The organism is Candidatus Poriferisodalis sp. (assembly GCF_965204125.1).
Taxonomy (GTDB): Bacteria; Actinomycetota; Acidimicrobiia; order Acidimicrobiales; family Poriferisodalaceae; genus Poriferisodalis.
In genome coordinates this window covers 546,017-561,314 of the sequence record NZ_OZ241968.1, presented here as the reverse complement: position 1 = coordinate 561,314, position 15,298 = coordinate 546,017, and the positions used below count along the sequence as shown (strand labels likewise).

The window sequence follows — 15,298 nt, the reverse complement described above, 5'->3', positions numbered from 1 at the left end:
CCGCAGCATTGCTGCGGCGCAGGAACAATCCAACGCCTAGCGGCCCGGGGCATCTGCTCCGGGCCGTTTCGCGCCGCTTAGGCCGTGATGCGGGCAAGGGTCTTGCGAACTGCTGCGGCTATGCCGACTGCGTCGAGGCCGAGTTCGGCGTGCAGTTCTTGGGCGGTGCCGTGGGGGAGGTACGTGTCGGGAGTGCCTAGTTGGGTGATGCGTGGCACTGATGGGGAGTCGAGTTGCTGGAGAGCGTCGTTGACGAGGCTGCCGAAGCCGCCCACGCGCACACCGTCCTCCACGGTCACCACCAGCGGGTGCGCGGCGGCGTCCAGCAGCATGGCGCGGTCGAGCGGCTTCAGGACTCTCGGGTCCCACAGCGAGACTTCGACGCCGTCGGCACTGAGCAGTTCGGCGGCTTCGATTGCTGCGCTGAATGTCTGGCCGGCGGCCAGGATGCAGGCGTCGGGGCCTGACCGGTGTTGGCGGGCCTCTGCGCGCATGTCGCTCGTCACGAGATCTGGTTGCTGGACCGTCCCGCTCACCGGGCCTTTGCCGCGGGGCCAGCGGATTGCTACGGGGCCGTCGGTGATCTCAAGGGCTTGGGCGAACGCTGCCGGAAGCTCATCGGGCCCCGATGGGGCGAACACAGTCATGCCGGGGATGCGAGTGAACATGGCAATGTCGTACAGGCCGTGGTGGGATGCGCCGTCGGGGCCGGTGATGCCGGCGCGGTCCACGCAGAGAATGACGGGCAGCCGGTGCAGGCCGATGTCGTAGAGCGCTTGATCGAAGGCTCGCGCCAAAAACGTCGAGTACACCGCCACCACCGGTCGGAGACCGGCGCGTGCCATGCCGGCGGCTGATGTGAGTGCATGCTGCTCGGCGATACCCACGTCATAGAAACGATCGGGAAACTCCCGCTGGAAGGGCAGCAACCCGGTGGAGCCCGGCATCGCGGCCGTAATTGCGACGATGTCGCGGTCGCGCCGTGCTGCTGCGATGAGCGTCTCGGTGAAGACAGCCGTGTAGTCGCGCAAGACCGGTCGGTTGTCAGTGCTCGGCGACGGGGCGCTGCCGGTGGCGGGGTCGAAGAGGCCGATGTCGTGCAGGTGTTTCTCGGTGTCGTGCTCGGCGGGGGCATAGCCGCGCCCCTTCTGCGTCACGACATGGACGACGATGGGACCGCTGGCGTAGGCAGCAGCGTCGCGGAAGGCTGATTCCATGGCCGATATGTCGTGCCCGTCGACCGGGCCGACGTAGCGCACGCCGAGAGTCTCGAAGAACGCCGGCGGCTCCCACATCTCGCGCATCGCGGCGGCGGCGCTGTCCAAGCTCCGGCGCACGCCGTCGCCCAGCGGCACTCGCTCGAGCAGGTGGTCGACCGCTCGGCGGCCCTGCACGTAGTGGGGCGACTGTCTCAGCCGCGACATCACCGTGGACAGCCGGCTGACGGTCGGGGCATAGGAGCGGCCGTTGTCGTTGAGCACGATCAATGCGCGCTGGGCGTAATGGCCGAGGTTGTTCAGTGCCTCGAAGGCCATCCCGCCGGTCATAGAGCCGTCGCCGATGACAGCGACGACACGTCGGTGCTCGTGACCGGTGAGCTGGAACCCGGTGGCGAGCCCAGACGCCCAGCTCAGCGAGGTGGAAGCGTGGCTGTTCTCGACGACGTCATGGGGCGACTCGGACGTGCTGGGGTACCCCGACAGGCCGTGCCGCTGGCGGAGTTGCTCGAAACCGTCCCGCCGACCGGTGATGAGCTTGTGCACGTAGGCCTGGTGGCCGGTGTCCCAGATGATGACGTCGCGTGGCGATTCGAAGACTCGGTGCAGCGCAACGCTGAGCTCCACCGCGCCGAGGTTCGAACCGAGATGCCCGCCGGTCTGCGAGACAGCCTGCACCACGAAGTCTCTGATCTCCGCACAGAGCTCATCGAGCTGAGACGGGCTGAGTGCTCGCAGGTCAGCCGGGCTGGTGAGCTTGGCGAGGTGCATTCGCGGCCCAAGGGTACTCAGCGCTCAGCAGGCACTTCGGCGGGTACCTTGCTGCGCTTGCGACGGCCGCCGAGCGCCAGCGCCGGAGCTCCGGTCAGGCTCACCAGCAGCGTCAGTGCATATACCAAGAGGCCCAGCAGCACGGCTTCGCCTTCGTTGACACCATGGGCGTCGAGGAACAGCACGAGAGCTCCCTCTCGCACTCCAAGACCGCCGACGGCACTCAGATTCTGGACGATCAACACCATGGGCGCGAAGGCCAACCAGGCTCGAAGACCTGGATTCACACCGATCGCTGCCCCCGCCAACGCCGTCGCTACTACGAGCAGGAATTGATACGCCAGTCCGACCGTGAGCAATCGGCCCGCGGCCCCCGGATGTCTCCGGAACACGCTCAGACCCGTGTGCACCGCGCCGAGCGCTTCCCGGATACGGGTACCGCCCGCAAGTCGGCCAAGTCCGCGGGGATGTTCTGCCACCCAGACGATGAATGCGAGCACGACCAGCGTCCCCAGCGCGAGTCCGCCGGCGATCTGGCCTCCGGAATGTCTCAGCAGGCTCGGCTGCGAGATCAGCGCCGCCAACGTGAGCAGCGGCAGGACGACCCAGCCCGTCAGGCGTTCGATGATGACTGTGGCGAAGGCGTTGGCCTGACTGCCGCAGATGCGAGCCAGCCGGTTGACGCGCAGCACGTCGCCGCCGATGGTGGTGGGCAGGAAGTTCCCGACGAACAGCGCAGCGAGATAGATGGAGAGCGTCGAGCGACCAGATACCCGGACGTCGAGCGTGTCGGCCACCTGCCACCAGCGCATTGCCGCCATGACGAAGGCTGCCGCGATGACGAGGGCGGCGGCAGTCAGCCAGGCTGCAGCAGCGCTCTTGGATCCGACATCGAGCGCCGACAACTCATCGCGGCTGATGATGATCAGCAGGGCCAAGAGCCCTGCGCTCGCGCAGACGCGCAACGCTGTAACGAGGCCGTGTGGAATGCGAGCCCGCCGCTGCGAAGGCTGGACTGGTGCTGTGGCGCCGCGCATCGCCTTCAGCCTGCCGAGCGGGAGTCACGCTCAGGCTGCCCTGCGCAGCGCTCGCCCAGCGCGTCGCCCTCGGGGGCACGGCGACGCACATCGGTTCCGAAGCGTTTCACGTGGCTTCGCACAATAGTGTGACGACGGTGCGGCCCACATACGGCCGTGCAGCGGATGCATCACGTGTCCGCGCCGAATTCTGAGACGCTTGGCAGCTTCATGACACGTACATCCGACACTACGGCCGCCGCAGAGATCGCAGCCGAGCCGTTGGTCGATCTCGACATCGTCGACGCGACCTTGCGTGCCGCGCTGGACGCGGGCGGCGAGTGGGCAGAGCTGTTCGCTGAGGACCGGGATTCGGCCAGCGTGGTCCTTGACGAAGGCCGGGTGGAGGAGATGAACTCGGGCCGCGACCGCGGTGTGGGCATCCGGGTCACTGCCGGTGAGGTCACGGGCTATGCGCACACGTCCGATCTGAGCGCTCAAGGGCTGGCGGAGGCCGCTCGTACGGCTGCCGCAGTGGCGACGCGTCAGCCGCGTGGCGGCACGGTGGACATGATGTCGCTCGGGGGAGTCGCGCTCGCCGAGCCGCGGGTTGCTGTGCTGCCGGCTTCCATCGGCGCCGAGCGCAAGGTGGCGCTGCTGCGTACCGCAGACGATGCCGCCCGCTCTGCTCACGAGGCCATCACCCAGGTGACTGCCCGCTATGGCGAGAGTCGCCGCCGGATTCTGGTGGCCAACACCCATGGCGTCTGCGCCGCCGATGATCAGGTGCGGACGCTGTTCTCGGTGGGATGCGTCGCGAGCGGCGACGGCGGCTTGCAGACCGGCCGCGAGACCGTCGGCTACACCGTGGGCTGGGAGCTGTTTGACGACCACGACCCTGCTGAGCTTGCCGAGCGTGCTGCTCAGCGCGCCGTCACCAAGCTTGCGGCCCGTCCCGCGCCGAGCGGCGAGGTGCCCGTGGTCATTGCCCGCGGCGGGGGAGGGGTGCTCTTCCACGAGGCCTGCGGTCACGGGCTCGAAGCCGATCTGGTGCGCAAAGGAGCGTCGGTGTTCGCCGATCGGGTGGGTTCGCAGGTGGCTGCCAGCGGCGTGACGCTGGTCGATGACGGCACGATGGGACCCGAGTGGGGCGCGCTGGCCATCGACGACGAAGGCCATCCCACACAACGCAACGAGCTGATCAGCGACGGCGTCCTCACCGACTACATGTGGGACTGGCTGCGCAGCCGCGATGAAGGTCGGGTGCCGTCGGGCAATGGCCGGCGCCAGAGCTACACGCACCTGCCGATGGTCCGCATGACCAACACGTTCGTCACCAATGGTGACATCGACCCGGCCGACATCATCGCTGACACGCCGTGGGGCGTGTATGTGGCGCATCTCGGCGGCGGTCAGGTCAACACCGCCACTGGCGATTTCGTATTCGGCATGACCGAGTCGTACCTCATCGAGGACGGCGTGATCACCGAACCGCTGCGAGAGGGCAACCTGATCGGCAACGGTCCCCAGGTGCTGCTCGACATCGACGCCCTCGGGAATGACTTCGCCATGGGGAGTCCAGGTACCTGCGGCAAGGACGGCCAGGGCGTGCCCGTCGGAGATGGCCAACCCACGCTGCGCGTACGGGCACTGACAGTCGGGGGGACCGCCGCGTGAGCGGCGGGTTGTGATCGCGCGTGAACGGACGACGCCAGTTCGACACTGACGAGTTGGCCCAGCTCGCGCGGCAGGTGTGCGAGCAGGCCCAGGGGCCCGAGCAGATCGAGGTCTGCGTGTCGACGGGGCGGTCCACCTCGGTGCGCGCCTACAACGGAGACGTCGAGTCGTTGCGCTCCGGTCACAGCGCGGCCATCGGCGTGCGCGTCGTCACCGAGGGCCGTCAGGGCTTCGCATCGGCCGGCTCGCTGGACGACGATGTCGTCGCCGACACGCTGGCGGCCGCCCGGCGCAACGTGATGTTCGGCGAGCCTGATCCCCACCAGGGACTCGCCGAACCCGATGACGTGGCCCCTCCCGGTTTGGACCTCAGCGATCCGGCAGTGCTCAGCGTGTCCGACGCTGACAAGATCGCAGCGGCCATCGACCTCGAACGCCGTTGCCTGTCCGCGGATCCCCGCATCTCCGGCGTGCGCGTCGCGGCCTGGAGCGACGGGTGGTCCCAGTCGGCGCTTGCGTCGAGCACCGGCATCTGCGTGCAGTCCGAGCACGGGAGCTGCTCGGTCGGCGCTCAGCCGCTGGCCACCGATGGCGATGAGACGCAGATTGGCTACGCCGGCGATGCCGCGTGGCGGCCCGACGAGCTCGACGTCGACCGGGTCATCACCGAATCGACGTCGCTGGCCACCGGCCAGCTCGGCGCGACCAAGCCGCCGAGCGAACGCGTGACCGTCGTGCTGGCCCCGCCGGTCGCAGCGGCGTTCATCGGCGTGGTCGCGAGCGTGCTTGCCGCCGACAGCGTGCTCAAGGGTCGCTCGCCGTTCGCCGATCGTGTCGGCGAGCAGATCGCCGACGAGCGACTCCATCTCATCGACGACCCCACCGACCCGACGACGCTCGGGGCTGCGAACTTCGACGGCGAGGGGCTAGCAGCACGCCGCAACGCGCTGATCTCGGCAGGTGTGTTGCGCGGCTTCCTGCACAACGCCTACACAGCACGCCGATCTGACACTGCCTCCACCGGCTCAGCGGTGCGCGGCACGCGGTCTCTTCCTGGCGTCGGCACTCACGCTCCCGTGGTCGCTACCGGCGACATCGCCTCCGGCGACCTGTACGCGTCGGTCGGCGACGGCGTGCTGGTGCGCGGCGTCAGCGGCTTGCACAGCGGGGTCAATCCCACGAGCGGCGATTTCTCGGTCGGCGCCTGGGGGCACCGGATCTCGGGCGGCGAGCTCGCCGAACCGTTCCGTGAGGCCACCATCGCTTCCACCCTGCAGCGGATGCTGCTCGGGATCGGCGGCATCGGCGCTACCGCCGAGCGCCTCGCCGGCGGCATGTCGATGCCGCCGCTGGTCGTTGCCGACATCGCGCTCTCGGGAGTGTGAGCGATGCCGCGCCCGCCCGCACCAGCCGCCGTCGAACGGCATCCGCATCTCGCGGACAGCTGTCCGGCAGGCTGGGTGCGCGTCGACTTCCACACCCACACCATGTGGTCGGGCGACTCGACGACGACACCGGAAGAATTCGCGCAGTGCCTGTCCGAGAGCGGCATCGATGTGGTGTGCATCACCGACCACAACGCTGTGCGGGGTGCGCAGCAGCTGCAGGGCGAGCTGGATGCACGCGTCGTGGTCGGCGAGGAGATGAAGACCCACGCCGGGGAGATCATCGGGCTGTTCCTGACCGAACGCGTGCCGCAGGGCTTGGCACCGGTCGCGGCCGCACAGGCGGTGAAGTCGCAGGGCGGGCTCGTCTACATCCCGCACCCGTTCGACCCGCTTCGCAACAACCTGCGTCACGACGTCCTCGACGAGCTGGTCGGCGAGGGCCTGGTCGATGGCATTGAGGTGATCAACTCAAAGACGAGCCTGTCGAGCCTCAACTCGCGGGCATCTCGCTATGCCAGTGAGCACGGCCTGGCGCCGGGTGCGGGCAGCGATGCTCACGTCGCCGAGGCGCTTGGGGGCGCATACCTGGAGATGCCCGATTTCAGCGACGACGATCCCGCCGGCTTTCTGGCATCGATGCGCCAGGGCTGGGCCGTCGGACATCACTACGACCCACCCCGTCGCTGGAGGCCGCGCATCGTTCCTTCGGTGGGGAGCGATCACTAGAGGCTGCAGTGCCGGACCCTGCCGTCGCGATCCTGCTTGGCCTGCTGCAGGGACTGACCGAGTTCTTCCCCGTTTCGTCGAGTGCCCATCTCGAAGTTGTGCCCTGGCTGGCCGGATGGGATCTCTTTGACGGCGACAATGAGCTGGAAAACGCCTTTGATGTCGCCGTGCACGTCGGAACGCTGGCCGGAGCGGCGCTGTACCTGCGTGCCGACATCGCCCGCTACGCCGCCGCACTTTGGCGCGGCATCCGCGGCCGCGCCGAGCGCGACACCGTGATCGCCGTGAGCTTGGCGACCTCGGCGGTTCCTGCAGCCGTTGCGGGCGTCGCCCTGGAGGATCGCCTGCTCGACCTCGCCGAGCGACCGCTGCTGATCGCAGTGCTGCTGGCCGCCTTCGGCTGGCTGCTGTGGCGGTCCGACGTTGCGGCGCACCGACGGGGCGCGCGGCGATCCCAAGATTCCTACCGGGTGCGGGATGCTCTCGGCATGGGCCTCGCGCAAGCCACAGCGCTGCTTCCGGGCGTCAGCCGATCGGGAGTGACCATCACGGCAGGTCGGTGGCTTGGCTTCGACCGGGCAGCAGCGGCGCGGCTGGCATTTCTCATGAGCCTGCCGCTTATCGCCGGTGCAGGTGTGTATCGCTTCGCTTCACTTGGCGATGCTGCACCTGCCGGTGCAGAGCTGCAGCTGTTCATCGCGGGGGGCCTGGCCGCGGCGGTGTCGTCATGGGCGGGAGTTGCCGCCATGGTGTGGCTGCTGGATCGGACTGGCCGCCGCCCGCAGCGCAGCCCCTTCGCGCTGTTCGCCGGCTACCGCCTGGCACTTGCAGCCGCCGTAGCCCTAGTGGCGATCAGCGGTCTGCGCTAACCACCACGGGAACGACGACGCCCGTGGCACTGGCCCGCGCTACCGAGTCGAGGTGGACCGGCTCAACCTCGACAAGCCATCGATCCCGGGACGCGGCCAGGACGAAGGCCGGCACGCGCGCGGGATCGGCATCGCCGACGTCGGGATCGAACGGATCGATGTCGGCGAACAGCATCAGCTCGACGGGGGTGCCCGGCTTCACATCGGGGGCATGGGGAACGACGCTGATGCCGATGCCCCGGCGTCCCGGGCTCACCCCTGATGCGGGGTGGAAGTCGAGCTCGGTCAGCAAGGCGCCCCGCGGGACTGCCCGGGTCAGCTCACCGAGAGCGAACGCACTGGTGAGCGCCCCGGCGGGTACGAGATGAGCCGGCACCTCGACAAGATCGACGTGCTCGGTCGGTGTGCTGCCCACTGCCAGCGATGTCTGCGCGGCCAGCACTCGCACCGACGTTCCCCAGGCGGCCGCCGCCGCGCGCGCTCGGCCGGCCGCGCCGGCGACCAGCAGGAGCGCCACGAGCGCGACCACACCGACCGCGGCCCAGTGCACCAGGTTGGGGCGCCGCCGCCAGAGGTCGCTGAGCTGTGAGATGAACGCCATGAGAGCCTCCGTCGCGAAGCCATCGCAGCGGCGGGGCCGCTGCGGGCTTGTCTCGATGCTGGAGGCGTCAGCCTGACGCCGAGGCGGCCCCCACGGCGGAGCTCGACGTGCCGTTTGACGAGCTGCTGTCCGAAGAAGCCGATTCCTTGCTTGTCGAATCGCTGGTTGTGCTTGAACTCGATGAGTCCGACGAGTCGTTGCCGGAAGCCTTCGACGTGCTCCGGCCCTCGGACCTGCTGTCGTTCCGGTAGAAGCCGCTGCCCTTGAAGCTGATCCCGACGTTGGAGAACACCTTCCGCACCTCACCGCCGCACTCGGGCGCCGACCCATTGAGCGCTGCGCCGCCTGCTGGCAGCGGGCACACGGCGATGGGATCGTCGGAGAAGCTCTGGTAGCGCTCGAAGGTCTGGCCGCAGCCGGTACAGCGATACTCGTAGGTCGGCATGAAGTCCCGTCCGGTGTCCCTTGGGGCCAGTCACTCGGGTCACCAGCAGTGCCCGAGCCGCCGAGCAGTGTAGCCCTGGGCCACGGCGGGCCGCCTCGAATTCCCGGCGGACAGTCGTGAATCCACCCAGCCTCTAGGTTCTGGCACCGTGCTCGCCTCGGACTTGGAAGACCGGTACGGCATCGATGTCGCGGCTGCCGAGACGCTCGTGGCCTACGGTTTCGAGCCCGAGACGTTCGACGGCCTGCGCAGCCGGCTGACCGCTCGGCAGCCATCGGCGCCGCGCAGCACCGAGGCCAACTGGGTGCGCGGGAGCATTGAGCCCCCACGGCACGACGACCTGGTGCCGCTCCCGCCGCCGGGCTCCGCCGAACGCGAGCAGCTCGCCCGTGCCGGTCGTGATGCGATCGCTGGCGGGCAGGTGGGCGTCCTGCTCCTGGCCGGAGGCATGGCCACTCGCTTCGGGGGCGGCGTGAAGGCGCTGGCCGAGGTACTCCCGGGCCTGACGTTCGCGGCCGCCAAGCTGGCCGATCTGCGTCGTGTCACCGCTGATCTGCACTGCGTTGTTCCCTTGTGGCTGATGACCAGCTTCCAGTCCGAGCGCGTGCTGCGCGACTGGTCGGCTGCGGCGGCGACGCCCGACGTTCCCATCGGCATTGCCCCTCAGGGCGTCTCGATGCGCCTCACACCCAGCGGCGATGTGTTCCGCGACGCCGACGGCGCCGTTTCGCTTCACGCCCCAGGGCATGGCGACGCGCCATGGGCAGTGCAGCGGAGCGGCCTGCTGAGCCGGTTCGCAGATGGCGGCGGGCGCTGCCTGTTCGTCACCAACGTCGACAATGCTGCAGCATCGCTGGACCCTGCGGTGATCGGCGCGCATCTGGCCGGTGCGAGGCCGCTCACCTGTGAAGTCGTCGGGGGCGATGCTACGGGGGGCTCTCCGTGGCGTGTGGACGGGCGACTGCAGATCGTGGAGTCGTTTCGCCTGCCACCGGGCGTCGACCCACTGGCGCCTGGCGCAGTCAATACGAATTCGCTCGTCGCCGACATCGAGGTGTTCTCTGCCGGCTGGCCGCTCACCTGGTTCGAAGTGCACAAGCACGTCGACGGCGCCGAGGCGGTGCAATTCGAGCGACTGATCGGCGAGCTGTCGGCATTCGTGGACACCACGATGCTGCGGGTCGAGCGCGACGGGCCCGACGGCCGCTTCCAGCCCGTCAAGGACCCCGCGGAACTCGAGACACGCCGACCCGAGATCGCTCGGATCCTCGCGGGACGGGGCATCGACGCGGCTCAGTAGACGGCTCCGGCGCGAGCGCTCGGCCGCTCCAGGATCGCCGTGCCCGATACATTGCGTCCGATGTTGCCGCTGGAGGCCGTGCGTGAGTTCGTGCTCGACAGATGCCCCGCGCGCACGCCGGTATCGGTGCCGGTTGCGGACGCACTGGGTTTGGTGACGGCCAGCGAGATCATCTCGGCCGAAGCCATCCCGCAATTCGCCAACACGGCCATGGACGGCTTCGCTGTCCGGTCTGCCGACGTGGTCGACGCCCCATGCGATCTGCGGGTTATCGAGACAATCGCTGCGGGACACGCGCCGCAGGTGACGGTGGGGCCGGGCGAGGCCAGCCGCATCATGACCGGCGCAACGATCCCCCCGGGCGCCGATGCGGTGGTCATGGTGGAACGGACGAGCATCGTGACCGACGGGCCCGCATCCGGAGACGGCGCGGCCGAGATCGTGCGTGTAGAGGTGAGCGTTCCGTCGGGCAACCATGTGCGGCCCGTCGGCGACGACCTGCATGCCGGAACCCATGTGTTCGGCGTCGGCACGGAGCTCACTGCGGGACATCTCGGCGTGCTGTGCAGCCTCGGGATGACCGAAGTGGAGGTGTTCCCGCGGCTGCGGGTCGGCGTGCTGTCGACAGGCGATGAGCTCGTCGACGACGGCAGCCCGCTCCGGCCCGGTCAGATCCGAGATTCGAACCGTCGAACCCTGCTGGCATTGGCGCACCGGGCCGATGTGATTCCGGTCGACCTGGGACTGTCTCCCGACGAGCCCGACAAGATCGAAGCTGCCATCAGCACCGGCATCGACACCTGCGATGCCATCGTCACCTCCGGCGGCGTCAGCATGGGCGATTTCGACTATGTGAAGGCCGTGCTCGACCGCATCGGCGACATGCGCTGGATGCAGGTGGCCATCAAGCCGGCAAAACCGCTGGCGTTCGGCACGGTGGGCGATGTGCCGGTCTTCGGCCTGCCCGGAAATCCTGTCTCGTCAATGGTGTCGTTCGAGCTGTTCGCCCGGCCAGGCCTGCGCTCGATGATGGGCCATCCCGATCCCGTCCGTCCGACGGTTGCGGCCACGGCCGCGGAAGACCTGCCCCGGCGCGCCGACGGCAAGACGCACTTCATGCGGGTGCTCGCGACGTCCGCGAACGGTGGCATCGAAGTGCGCTCCGCCGGCGGGCAGGGCTCGCACATGCTCTGGGCGATGGCGAAGGCCAATGCGCTGGCGGTCGTGCCCGACGGCGATGGAGTACGCGCCGGCGGCCCGGTTGACGTGCTGCTGCTGGACTGAGCAGCTCCGGTTGCCCAGACCCAGAGCAGCTGGAAGATCAGCCCCGCGTACTGCTGGGTACGCTCAGGCCAATGAATGGCGCAGCAGATGTCGTTGCCCCTGCCCAAGCGACCGATCTCGTCGATCCGTTCGGCCGGATCGTGGGCGACCTGCGCATCTCCGTCACCGACCGGTGCAACTTCCGCTGCCAGTACTGCATGCCGGCCGAAGGCATGACGTGGCTGCCGCGATCGGAGATCCTGAGCTTCGAGGAGATCGAGCGATTCGCCAAAGTGTGCGTGGAGCGCTTCGGCTTCGAGAGCATCCGCCTGACTGGCGGTGAGCCCTTGGTGCGTGCGCATCTGCCGCGGTTGGTCGAACGCCTCGCCCGGCTGGGTGTCGACGTCGCATTGACCACCAACGGCGCCACGTTGCGCTTGCATGCGAAGCCGCTGGCCTCTGCTGGCCTGTCGCGCATCAACATCAGCCTCGATTCGCTGCAGCGCGACAGATTCCTGGAGCTGACCCGCCGCGACGAGCTGGATCGGGTGCTCGACGGTATCGACGCGGCCATCGACGCCGGGCTCGCTCCGGTGAAGATCAACACGGTCATGATGCGCGGCATCAACGACGACGAGGTGGTGGATTTCGCCCGGTACGGCCGCGAGCGGGGCGTCGAGGTGCGGTTTATCGAGTTCATGCCGCTCGAAGCCGGCGACGTGTGGAATGCAGATGTCGTTGTGCCGGCCGACGAGATCCTGGCGGCAATCTCGGCTGAGTATCCGACTGAGCCCGTCGTGCGCGCCAACGAGCCCGCCGAGCGCTACCGGTATCTCGACGGCGGCGGTCAGGTCGGTGTCATTGCCAGCGTCACCAAGCCGTTCTGCGGCAACTGCGACCGGGTGCGGCTCACCGCCGAAGGTCAGTTCCGCACGTGCCTGTTCGCGCTCGACGAGTTCGACATGCGGTCGATCTTGCGTGGTGGTGCAGCGGGTGCCGAGCTCGACGATCTGCTGGCGACTGCCATCCGCGATGCAGTCGGCACGAAGTGGGCCGGTCACTCAATCGGCCAGGTCAACTTCATCAAGCCAAAACGGACGATGAGTCAGATCGGCGGCTAGGGAGGCGGCGAGGACATGACCGAGTCACCCTTCACCCACTTGGACCCGCTCGGCCGGGCACGCATGGTCGATGTGACGCCGAAGGAGGCGTCCCACCGCCGGGCGATTGCTCGCTGCCGTGTGCACATGGCAGCCGAGACGGCGTCGCTGGTTGCCCGCGGTGCGATCGCAAAGGGAGACGTCATCGCTGTCGCCCGGGTGGCCGGCATCCAGGCCGCCAAACGCACGCCGGATCTCATCCCGCTCTGCCACCCACTGCTCGTCGGTGCGGTGTATGTGAACTTCGAGATCGCCGACACGTGGATCGAGATCGAGGCCCAAGTCGAGACGGTGGATCGAACAGGCGTCGAGATGGAGGCGATGACGGCATGCTCGGTCGCCGCGCTCACGATCTACGACATGTGCAAATCGGCCGATCGGTCCATGGTCATCGGCGATCTGGCGCTGTGGGAGAAGACGGGCGGCAAATCGGGCACCTACCGCCGCGACGTGGCAACCTAGGCGGGCAGGCCAGCCAGCAAGGCAGGTGATGCGTGACACAACTGGTCTTGGTGCTGTTGGCGGTCGTCTGGATCGTGGTGTTGGCACCGGACGTCGCTCGCTTGTTTCAACCCCGCCGAAGGGCGACATCTTCGGTCGACCAGTTTCGCCAGCAGCTTGACTCGCTCGGCCGGTCCGCGCCGGCCGCGGCGCAGCTCTCGCGGCAGCACCCACGCAGACGCGTCGGCGTGCCTCAGCGACGATGGGCGAGCCCCTCCACGTCGATGCCGGCGACGCCAGCACAGGCAGCAACGCGTCGGCGCGATATCGGCACGCTCCTCGTGCTGTGCACGTTGGTGACGCTTGCAGGCGCACTCGTCACAGGATCGCTCTGGGCGCTTGCCGCGTGTGCCCTGATGCTCTTGGCGTCATTGGCGTTCGTCATGCTCGTCGTGCGGCGCCGCCGCGCAGCGCCGACCGCCGAGGTGCACTACCTGCCGCTGCGAGATCCCGCCACCGCTTCGACGGTCAGGATGATTCAGCGCCAGGCAAACCAATAGGCACAGCGCACTGCGGCCAACGGGTAGGCACAGCACCGCAGATATATTCGACGGTCGCCCACCTCGGGGGTGTAGCTCAGTTGGTAGAGCGCTTCGGTCGCATCGAAGAGGCCAGGGGTTCGATTCCCCTCACCTCCACAGCTTCGGCAACGGTCGCATGAATCCGGCCTTCTATCTGGCTGCAATTGCCGTGCCGTCCATGGCGATTGCGCTCTGCCAATCGATGCACATCAAGCTGCCGCGTCTGCGGCGCGCACCCAGTGACGGAGTCTTGATCGACGGCCGCTACCGGAATGTCGTACTCAACGGCAGCGTCGCTCTGGCGACCTACGTCGTCGGCATAGTGCTGTTCGGCGGGTACCTGATCGACGCCGACCGCGCTTCCCGTTGGTACGCGCCGATCCTGGTCCTGCTGCTGTACGACCTCGGCTACTACTGGCTCCATCGAGCGCTTCACTGGCGACCGCTGATGCGCAGGGTCCACTGGGTGCACCATCGAACCTCGCATCCGACCGCCGTCGATTCGCTGTACCTGCACCCGCTGGAAACAGTTGCAGGCCTGGTGGTGCTGCTCGCCAGCATGGCGGCCATCGGACCGCTCGGGGCGGGCGCGTTCATCGCGGTGGCGGTCGCGCACTCCCTGGTCAATGTGCTGGTACACGCCAACCTGAGCGTTCCGGTGCGGCTCGCGTGGCTGACGAACCATTGGTCGGCACGGCACGATGCACATCACAGCAGCAGCGGCAACTTCGGCAACATCACACCGCTGTGGGATTGGCTGTTCGGCACTTCTGCCTGTACTCAGCACGCGTGAATCGTCCCGAGTCAGCCGCAGGCCCTGTGCTCGTCACCGGCGGGTGCGGCTTCATCGGCTCAGCGGTCGTGCGTGCGTTTGCAGATGCCGGCCGGCAGGTGCGTGTGGTCAATCCGCGTTGCCGTCCGTTCCGCGACGATGTGCAGTTCCTGGACCTCGACATCAGGGACGGAGCGGGTATCGCCGCGGCGTGCAACGGGGTGGAAACGGTCATCCACTGTGCCTCGGTCGTGCAAACCCGCAATACGGCCCAGGACGAGATGTGGGAGGTGAACCATGGCGGGACGCGCAACGTCCTGGAAGCGTGCCGGCGCGGCCGCGTGCGCAAGCTGGTTCACATCAGTTCGGCAAGCGTGGTGTACGAGGGCCGCGACCTCGAGGCTGGCGACGAAGAGCTGCCGTATGCCGCGGCGTCGTTGAGCGCATATGCGGACAGCAAAATCGCAGCCGAGCAAGATGTCCTGGAATTCGCTGGCGAGGGGAGCACCAGCGCGTGTGCATTACGGCCCCATCTGGTGTTCGGCCCCGGCGACACACGATTCTTGCCCAACATATTGCGACGGGCCGACGGGGCCGGCATCCGGGAGGTGGGGACGCGCAGCAAGCTCTCCGACTTCGTCTACATCGACAACGTCGTGGACGCCGTTGTGGCTGCAGAGGCCCAGCTGGAGCCAGGTACTCCGGTCTGCGGCCAGGCGTATTTCGTGACCAACGGCGAACCGATCGCCTTCTTCGACTTCGTCGAGCGACTGCTCATGGCAATGGGCTACCCGGCAGTGCGCAAGCGCGTGCCCTACTGGCTCGCCTATGCCGGTGCCGGCCTGGTGGAGGCGTTCCACTCGGTAGTACGGACGGGGGAAACCGCCGAGGACGGGCTGTCGAGGTTTGCTGTCCGGTACCTGAACACGCACCACTACTTCCGCATCGACAAGGCCATCCGCGACCTGCACTGGCGCCCTCGCACGGCACTCGAAGAGGGGATCCAGCAGACCGCGGCAGCCGCAACTCGGTGATGTCCACGCCCCGATGTCGGCCGGTTCGGACAGTTAA

At 67.9% G+C, this 15,298-nt stretch carries 15 protein-coding genes and 1 tRNA gene; 12 read left to right on the top strand and 4 right to left on the bottom strand.

All coding sequences use genetic code 11. The features are described from left to right. Positions 1 to 77: 77 nt before the first annotated feature. On the bottom strand, positions 78 to 1,988 hold the full coding sequence (dxs, locus tag ACOGXD_RS02780; RefSeq protein WP_419916407.1) for a 1-deoxy-D-xylulose-5-phosphate synthase: 1,911 nt from the start codon (positions 1,986 to 1,988) through the stop codon (positions 78 to 80). 17 nt (positions 1,989 to 2,005) lie between these two features. Beyond that, positions 2,006 to 2,926 carry a lysylphosphatidylglycerol synthase transmembrane domain-containing protein gene (locus ACOGXD_RS02775; protein WP_419916406.1) on the bottom strand — a complete coding sequence of 307 codons (921 nt, stop codon included), beginning with the start codon at positions 2,924 to 2,926 and terminating at the stop codon, positions 2,006 to 2,008. Between the two features lie 309 nt (positions 2,927 to 3,235). Here ACOGXD_RS02775 and ACOGXD_RS02770 point away from each other — a divergent pair, with 309 nt between their 5' ends. Genes ACOGXD_RS02770 through ACOGXD_RS02755 form a run of 4 tightly spaced genes read left to right on the top strand, consistent with a single transcriptional unit; the run spans position 3,236 to position 7,664 of the window. Beyond that, entirely contained in the window at positions 3,236 to 4,681 is a 1,446-nt protein-coding gene (locus tag ACOGXD_RS02770) for a TldD/PmbA family protein (protein ID WP_419916405.1), read from the top strand. 20 nt (positions 4,682 to 4,701) lie between these two features. Next, positions 4,702 to 6,066 carry a TldD/PmbA family protein gene (locus ACOGXD_RS02765; protein WP_419916404.1) on the top strand — a complete coding sequence of 455 codons (1,365 nt, stop codon included), beginning with the start codon at positions 4,702 to 4,704 and terminating at the stop codon, positions 6,064 to 6,066. 3 nt (positions 6,067 to 6,069) lie between these two features. Next, positions 6,070 to 6,795, top strand: coding sequence for a PHP-associated domain-containing protein (locus tag ACOGXD_RS02760; RefSeq protein WP_419916403.1), 726 nt, complete (start codon positions 6,070 to 6,072; stop codon positions 6,793 to 6,795). Between the two features lie 8 nt (positions 6,796 to 6,803). Next, a complete protein-coding gene (locus ACOGXD_RS02755) occupies positions 6,804 to 7,664 on the top strand; it encodes an undecaprenyl-diphosphate phosphatase (RefSeq protein WP_419916402.1) in 861 nt (286 codons plus the stop codon). Here the strand turns inward: ACOGXD_RS02755 and ACOGXD_RS02750 are convergent. Together ACOGXD_RS02750 and ACOGXD_RS02745 are read right to left on the bottom strand one after the other, a co-directional pair. Continuing rightward, positions 7,648 to 8,265, bottom strand: coding sequence for a hypothetical protein (locus ACOGXD_RS02750; protein WP_419916401.1), 618 nt, complete (start codon positions 8,263 to 8,265; stop codon positions 7,648 to 7,650). The genes ACOGXD_RS02755 and ACOGXD_RS02750 overlap by 17 nt on opposite strands. Before the next feature lie 67 nt (positions 8,266 to 8,332). Further along, positions 8,333 to 8,710: an FmdB family zinc ribbon protein gene (locus ACOGXD_RS02745; protein ID WP_419916400.1), complete on the bottom strand. Its 378-nt coding sequence runs from the start codon at positions 8,708 to 8,710 to the stop codon at positions 8,333 to 8,335. A gap of 148 nt (positions 8,711 to 8,858) precedes the next feature. On the opposite strand from ACOGXD_RS02745, the gene ACOGXD_RS02740 reads away from it, so the two are divergent. The 8 genes from ACOGXD_RS02740 (at position 8,859) to ACOGXD_RS02705 (ending at position 15,261) form a co-directional block, all read left to right on the top strand. Then, complete coding sequence (locus tag ACOGXD_RS02740) at positions 8,859 to 10,010, top strand: UTP--glucose-1-phosphate uridylyltransferase (RefSeq protein ID WP_419916399.1); 1,152 nt, start codon at positions 8,859 to 8,861, stop codon at positions 10,008 to 10,010. A gap of 60 nt (positions 10,011 to 10,070) precedes the next feature. Beyond that, positions 10,071 to 11,294 (top strand): gephyrin-like molybdotransferase Glp, encoded by a 1,224-nt coding sequence (gene glp, locus ACOGXD_RS02735; RefSeq protein ID WP_419916398.1) that lies wholly within the window; start codon positions 10,071 to 10,073, stop codon positions 11,292 to 11,294. Positions 11,295 to 11,365: 71 nt separating this feature from the next. Then, a complete protein-coding gene (gene moaA / locus ACOGXD_RS02730) occupies positions 11,366 to 12,394 on the top strand; it encodes a GTP 3',8-cyclase MoaA (RefSeq protein WP_419916397.1) in 1,029 nt (342 codons plus the stop codon). Positions 12,395 to 12,409: 15 nt separating this feature from the next. Next, positions 12,410 to 12,895 (top strand): cyclic pyranopterin monophosphate synthase MoaC, encoded by a 486-nt coding sequence (gene moaC, locus ACOGXD_RS02725; RefSeq protein WP_419916396.1) that lies wholly within the window; start codon positions 12,410 to 12,412, stop codon positions 12,893 to 12,895. A 335-nt stretch (positions 12,896 to 13,230) separates the two neighbouring features. Continuing rightward, complete coding sequence (locus tag ACOGXD_RS02720) at positions 13,231 to 13,434, top strand: hypothetical protein (protein WP_419916395.1); 204 nt, start codon at positions 13,231 to 13,233, stop codon at positions 13,432 to 13,434. A 65-nt stretch (positions 13,435 to 13,499) separates the two neighbouring features. After that, positions 13,500 to 13,572, top strand: a tRNA-Ala gene (locus ACOGXD_RS02715). A gap of 61 nt (positions 13,573 to 13,633) precedes the next feature. Next, entirely contained in the window at positions 13,634 to 14,248 is a 615-nt protein-coding gene (locus ACOGXD_RS02710) for a sterol desaturase family protein (RefSeq protein WP_419916394.1), read from the top strand. Beyond that, a complete protein-coding gene (locus tag ACOGXD_RS02705; protein WP_419916393.1) occupies positions 14,245 to 15,261 on the top strand; it encodes an NAD-dependent epimerase/dehydratase family protein in 1,017 nt (338 codons plus the stop codon). The genes ACOGXD_RS02710 and ACOGXD_RS02705 overlap by 4 nt, the downstream gene beginning before the upstream one ends. Positions 15,262 to 15,298: the final 37 nt, after the last annotated feature.